Annotated in this window: 5 protein-coding genes; all 5 read right to left on the bottom strand. The window is 66.5% G+C overall.

Annotated elements, in window-relative coordinates; translation table 11 throughout:
- Positions 1-53: 53 nt before the first annotated feature.
- Positions 54-2,177: a methyl-accepting chemotaxis protein gene (locus tag ACMZ6R_RS14995; protein WP_416112878.1), complete on the bottom strand. Its 2,124-nt coding sequence runs from the start codon at positions 2,175-2,177 to the stop codon at positions 54-56.
- A gap of 216 nt (positions 2,178-2,393) precedes the next feature.
- Positions 2,394-2,870 (bottom strand): metallophosphoesterase family protein, encoded by a 477-nt coding sequence (locus ACMZ6R_RS14990; protein ID WP_416112876.1) that lies wholly within the window; start codon positions 2,868-2,870, stop codon positions 2,394-2,396.
- 4 nt (positions 2,871-2,874) lie between these two features.
- Positions 2,875-3,507 (bottom strand): HD domain-containing protein, encoded by a 633-nt coding sequence (locus tag ACMZ6R_RS14985; RefSeq protein ID WP_416112874.1) that lies wholly within the window; start codon positions 3,505-3,507, stop codon positions 2,875-2,877.
- 124 nt (positions 3,508-3,631) lie between these two features.
- Positions 3,632-4,345: a PolC-type DNA polymerase III gene (locus ACMZ6R_RS14980; RefSeq protein ID WP_416112872.1), complete on the bottom strand. Its 714-nt coding sequence runs from the start codon at positions 4,343-4,345 to the stop codon at positions 3,632-3,634.
- Positions 4,342-6,228 carry a CBS domain-containing protein gene (locus ACMZ6R_RS14975; protein ID WP_416112870.1) on the bottom strand — a complete coding sequence of 629 codons (1,887 nt, stop codon included), beginning with the start codon at positions 6,226-6,228 and terminating at the stop codon, positions 4,342-4,344. Before ACMZ6R_RS14975 ends, ACMZ6R_RS14980 begins: the two co-directional genes overlap by 4 nt.
- Positions 6,229-6,234: the final 6 nt, after the last annotated feature.

Below are 6,234 nucleotides of genomic sequence, written 5' to 3'. Positions count from 1 at the left end.
CCAAAAAGGGTTCCCCTCTCGCACTTCCTTCCAACTTTTTTTCGAAGTTGTCCCTAGCCCGGCAGGGCGGTCTGGTTCTTCCGGTCGCTTTGGGCTTCCAGGGAACGGATGAGGTCCTGGAGGACCACGGCCTGCTCGGCGAGGTCCGAGACGGCCCTGGCCGCCTCGAGCATGGCGTCGGCCGTTTCGGAGGAGATGACGTTGATCTCCTCGATATTGCGGTTGATGTCCTCGGTGGCGGTGGACTGCTGCTCGGCCGCCGTGGCGATGCCCCGCACCTGGTCGGAGGATTCGACCACGAGGCCGAGGATCGTCCCTAGTCCCGAGGCGGCCTGCTCGGTCTGGCCCAGGGACTGCTCGATGACCCGCTTGGTGCGGTCCATGCCGGCCAGGGTGCCGCCCACGCCCGTTTGGATGCCGCCCACGGCCTGGCCGACCTCCTTGGTGGCGCTCATGGTCTTTTCGGCCAGTTTTCTGACCTCGTCGGCCACCACGGCGAAACCGCGTCCCGCCTCGCCGGCCCGGGCGGCCTCGATGGCCGCATTCAAGGCCAGGAGGTTTGTCTGGTCGGCAATGTCCTCGATGGTCTGGGCGATGGAGCCGATGCTGTCGGCCTTGTGGCTCAGGTCGGAGACCGAGTCGTAGACTTGCCGGAAGCCCTGGTGGATGTCGTCCACGTCGGTTTTGACCTGCGCCATCTGCGTTTTGCCCTCGGCGGCGGCGCTCTTGGTCTTTTCGGTCAGGGCGGCCGTGTTGCCGGCGTTCTTGGCGATCTCGATGACCGAGGCCGACATTTCCTCCATGGCCGTGGCCGCCTCGTTGATGCGGCCGGACTGATGCTCGGTGCCCCGGCTGGCTTCCTCGATCTGGGCCGACAACTCCGCGGAGGCGGTGGATACGATGCCGGCGACGTCCTTGAGCTGCGCCGCCGCGTGCAGCATGCCTTCGGCCTTTGCTTCCTCGGCGAAACGTCTTGCCTCTTCGGCCTGCTGCCGCGCCTCCTCGGCTTCCCGGGCCGTGCGTTCGGCTTCCGCCCGCTTGGCTTCGAGTTCGCCGAGGTTGGCTTCAAGGGTGCCCGTGGTCTGGTTGAGGGCGTCGTACACCTGGCCGATCTCGTCCTTGCGGCGAACGGTCAGGCGGGCGTCGTAGCGGCCTTCGCCGATGGCCCGCAACTGGCCGATGATGCGCGTCAGGGGGCTAAAGATCTCTTTGCCCAGGAAAAAGGATATGGCCAGGCAGATAAGGACCAGGATGACGGCGATGGCCAGTCCCGACCACCACATCAGGTGCTGGATGGGCCCGACCACTTCGTCGTAGGCGACGAAGGTCACGAATTTCCAGTGGAGTTTCGGCGCGGTGTGACACAGGGCGAGGTAGCGCTTGCCCCCCATCGTGACCACCGTGTCGCCGCGTTCGAGCGAAAAGGCCTTTTGCAGGCCGGGACTGCCCAGCTCACTGATCTTCTTGAAATTCTGCTCGGGATTGCGGGGATTGGAAATCACCACCCCGTCGCCCTGGACAAAGACCACATAGCCGGTCTGGCCGATCTTGATGGCCTTGACGATGTCCGTGAGCACCTTGAGCGAGATGTCCAGGCCCACCGCGCCGATGCGCTTGCCGGCCTGGGAGACGACCTGGGCCACGCCGACCACGGCCTCGCCGGTGGTGGACATGTAGGCCTTGGAGATGACCGGCGTGTCCGGGGTGGCCAGGGCGTCCCGGTACCAGGGCCGTTTGCGCGGGTCGTAGCCCGCCGGCAGCGTCCCCTCGACGCTGGAGACGAATCCGCCCAGCTCCGAGCCGAAATATACCTCCACATAGGCGGGGTGCGTGTCCTGCATGCGTTTGAAAAACGTCGTGATGGCCTGGCCCGTGGCGTCGTCGCCGCGAGGAACCACTTTCATGGTCTTTTCCTTGGTGCCGACGTAGGAGGTCAGATTGCCGTCCACCTTCTCCATCAGGGGGGAGGTGCCGAGCAGGGTCACATTGTATTTGGCCTGATCCATGAAAATGGTCATGGCATTGTCGAGCTGGCGGATTTCCCGACGGATGGCATCGGTCTGCCCATCGATGGTTCTTTGGAAGATGTCGCGGTAAAGAATTGCAAAAACCAACGCCACGGGAATGGAGATGACAAGCACCAATCCAAGCATGATCTTGAATTTGATGGATTTCATAGAACCCCTTTTGTCGCTTGATGTATTCTTCTTTTGTGGATGTTGCCCGCAGCTGGTTTTTTATCTTATGATATTGCAAAAAAATCAAGGCGTCTTTGATGCAACGTCAACAATGTGATATGGCGTTCATATTTTTCACGCAAATGACAAAAAGCGTGTCCGGAAAGCCTGTCACCGCGGCAATGATGCAGGGGCAGGATGACGGCGAAGCGGGCCTCAGAGGGTGATGAAGCGGACAGCGGTCACGCCGCGCCTCGGTGCCAGGTCCACCAGGGCCAGACTGCCACCGGGGGAAAGCGCGCCGGGATTGATGAGACGCGTGCCGCCGATGCGGACGTCCTCGGCGGTATGGGAATGGCCGAAAAATATCAGGTCAAAGCGGTCGCCCATGGCCTTGGCGATGCGGGCGGCAAGCCCCTGCCGCATGCCCCAGCCGTGGGTCACGGCCGTGCGCAGGCCGCACAGGTCCAACTCCAATATCGCCGGGAGTTCGGTCGCCAGGTCGTAGCCGTCGGTATTGCCGGCCACGGCCTCGAAGCCCGGATGCCGGAGCAGGGAGGACCACAAGGCATAGCCGGTGTGGTCGCCGCAGTGGAAAAGTCGGTCGGCCGCAGCCAGATGGCGGGCGTAGACGTCCTCGAACCAGGGCGTGGGGGAGGCGATGTGCGAGTCGGAAATGACGGCCACGCGCATGGGCTCACTCCTTGGGCGGCGTGCTTTTTTTGCGGTTCCACCACTCCCGGTCCGGGGCGCGAAACCACCACTCCGCATGATCGGTGGCGGCGATGGCTTTGGCCAGCGTCCGTCCCTCCTCGGTGCGAAGCCTGCCCATGGCCGCCTCGATCCAGTCCTCGGCATAACGGTTGCCGAGATCGAGCTCTTCCTTGAGGTTGGCGATGAGGTCGATTTGGTCCGCGTCCTGGGCGAGCCGCGCTTCCAGCGTTTCGGCCGCTTCCAGCTCGTCGTGAAGAGGCATGACGGCGTCGGCCAGCCCCGTGCCGGCCAGGGCGTCGCTCAGGGCGCGACGAGCGTCCGTGGTGTTGTAGAGCTTGTTGACGTAGTTGAAATCCGCCGTTCGGGCCTCGTGCAGGTCGTGAAAGACGGCCATGCCCATGGCGCGAAAAGGATCGGCTCCGGCATGCTCGGCCAGCATGAAGGCAATCAGCGCCGTGCGAAAACTATGCTCGGCCACGTTCTCGGCCCCGGTTCCCAGAAACTGGTAGCCGGTGCGCGGGGTCTTGCGCAACATGCCGGCTTCGAAAACGAAATCGGCCAGCCGCGTCAGACGATCCCGACCGCTCGTGTCCACCCGGCTGCAATCATCGTCCATGAAGGATTCTCCAGAGAGGTATGGGGATTTTCCGGGGGAGGGAACCCCTTTTTGGAAAAAGGGGTTCCCCCCGCGCCCCCCTCCCCAAAAAACTTTCAAGGAATACAATGGGGAAAAACTTTCTTTACCGCCACCACAGCCGGCCAGACCGCCACAGCCCGCCGAGGGTCAAGGGACGACCACGCGCGCTTTTGCGGGCCAGATAGAGAAAGAGATAGGCGGCGCCGTAGGCGTCGCCCAGGGCGTCATGGGCGGCAAAGGACGGCAGGCCGTAGCGCCGGCAAAGCGACGCCAGGTCGAAATCCATTCGCTCGAAATCGCCCTGCCCGCCCGGCCCCGTCTGCCGCTTCTCCTCATAGGAAAGGGCGAGGCGCAGGGTATCGATGCAGGGCGCGACCAGTTCCCCGCCGAAATAACGACGGCTGGCGGCATTTAAAAAAGCCATGTCCAGTTCCACGTGATGCCCGACGACAATGGCCGGTCCCAGAAAATCCAGAAAGGCGGCCAGGGCATCGGCGGTCTCCGGAGCGTCGGCCAGGGCGGCGTCCGTGAGGCCGTGGATGAGCGACGCGTCGCGGGGCACCTCGCGGGACGGGCGCACCAGGGTGAAAAAGGTCTCCCCGGGGAGAAGGGTCAGCCCGCGCAGCCGCACCGCGCCGATGGCCACCATGGCGTGGCGCCGTGGATCGAAGCCGGTCAGCTCCGTATCCACGGCCACAAAGGACAAATCGTCGAGAAGCGCCGTGCGGTCGCGACCGCGCTGGGCGCGCAGGTGGGCGGCCAGGGGCTCGGCGATCGGGCACGAGCCGAAGGGCCAGGGAAAGCCCGGACGCCTCATGGCCGCCACCGCGGCTCGCAAAGGGCCAGGCGCAGCCCTTCCACGGCGGCAAACGCGGCCCGGCAGCCATAGCGGCGGCGTGGGGAAAGGGTTTCGGGGCGCGGCTCGCCATGTCGCTCCCCCGGGACACCGCCGGCGGCGAGCAGCCAGCCCAGCCGCTCGCCCTCGAAAAAGATCAACGCCTCCCGGGCCGCCCGACACACCGTTTCCGGCAGATGCCCGCCCTGCTCCAGGCGTTCCAGTCGGGCCAGGGTGCCTGTCTCGCCGATCCCCTCGACCAGGGCGGCCAGCCGGACCATGGCGACGATGGGACGCGAGCCCCGGGCGGCCAGATCGAAGATCGGGGCGAAGCTGCCGTCACGTTCCATGAGACGCCCCTGGTAGATGCCAAGCGGCGCGGGATGGGCGGTCAGTTCGGCCAGCAGCCGCAAGAAGATTTCCCGGGGCAACCCGGGCGCGACCGGCTCCTGCCCATCCGCGCCGCCGGGGCCGGTTGCGGCGACAACGCGCGCGTCGAACGCTTCCAGGCTTCCCTCCAGGGTGAGCGGATCACCGTCGCCGGCAAAGGCCGCCGGGTCCAGGCGTTCGCGGGGGTCGCCCAGGCACAGGCCGGTCGCGGGCGTGCGAAGGCCGCATGCGGCAAGTTCCTCTTCGAGCAGGGGAACAAACGCCGCCAGATAGGTCCTGGCCGCCCGGGCGATGATGGGGTCCCCGCCGTCCTCGGCAACAACGGCCAGGGCCAAGCCGGCATCCGGCAGCATTTCCCGACGCCCGGCCGCGCCGTAGGCCAGCCAGCGACAGCGGGCCGGGGGCGGACCGCACTTCTTTTCAAGGATGGCGAGCAGCCGAGAGAGCACCCGTTCGGCCAGAAGCGCCACGATGCCGCCCACTGCCATGGCCGTGGCGCCCCGGGCCGTGAGCGCGGCGGCCAGCGGCCGTATTCCCCGGCACAGGGCGCGCAGGTCGGCCGCATCCCCGGCCCGGCCCACAGCGCGCAGCAAGGCCATGGGGGACCGGCCGTGGGACAGGAGCAGGTCGCTGGCCGTGACCATGCCGACGGGGTTGCCGTCCACGGTCACCAGCAAATGGCGGAAGCCCTCGCCGGTCATGCGGATAAGGGCGTCGAAGCAGGGCGCGTCGGCATCGATGGCGGTCACGGGCGCGGACATGAGCGTTTCCACGGGGGCCGAAAGGGCGATACCCCGGGCCACGGCCCGGCGCAGGTCCCGATCGGTGACAATGCCGATAACCGCACCCGAAGCCTCGCGCACGAGCACCGACCCGACCCGGCCGTCTTCCATGACCCCGGCCGCCCGGCGCAAATCCGTGCCGCGCGCCACGCAAACCAAGCCGTGGGAAGCCACCTCCCCGGCCAACCGGGTGAAAAGATAATCTCCGTCGTCGCGCCCGGGACAGGCCGCCTCCCGGCGCGGACGCTCGAGCCCGGCCGCCCGGGACAGGGCGTCGCCGAAGTAGGCGGCTACCCGGGGATGGCGTCGGGCCAGGGTAACGAAGGCCGCCCGGGGCAGGCGCACCAGAAACGTATCCTCCAAGGCGCGGACCTCGCAGGTATGATCCGGGCCGCCAAGGTCCGCCGGCAGACCGAAACACTCCCCTTCCCCGCACACGCCGCCCGGCGCATCGGGCCAGGAGCACGCCGTTCCGACCGGCGCGGACAGGCGCACCCCGCCGCGCTGGACGCAGCAGACCCAGTCCATGGCCTCCTCCGGGCCGGAAACCCGCTCGTTTTCCAGATAAAAAGCCACCTGACTGCCGGCGGCCAGGGTGGCGAGTTCGGCCGGAGGGATGGCGTCAAAAGGCGGTACCGTGGCCAAAAAGGCCGCCACGGCTTCGGGTTGGCGGGAAGGATCGCGTGCCTGCATAGGTGC

The sequence above is a fragment of the Solidesulfovibrio sp. C21 genome (assembly GCF_047785625.1).
Lineage (GTDB): Bacteria > Desulfobacterota > Desulfovibrionia > Desulfovibrionales > Desulfovibrionaceae > Solidesulfovibrio.
Note: the sequence above shows the minus strand (reverse complement) of the source record. Positions and strands in the feature narration are given on the sequence as shown.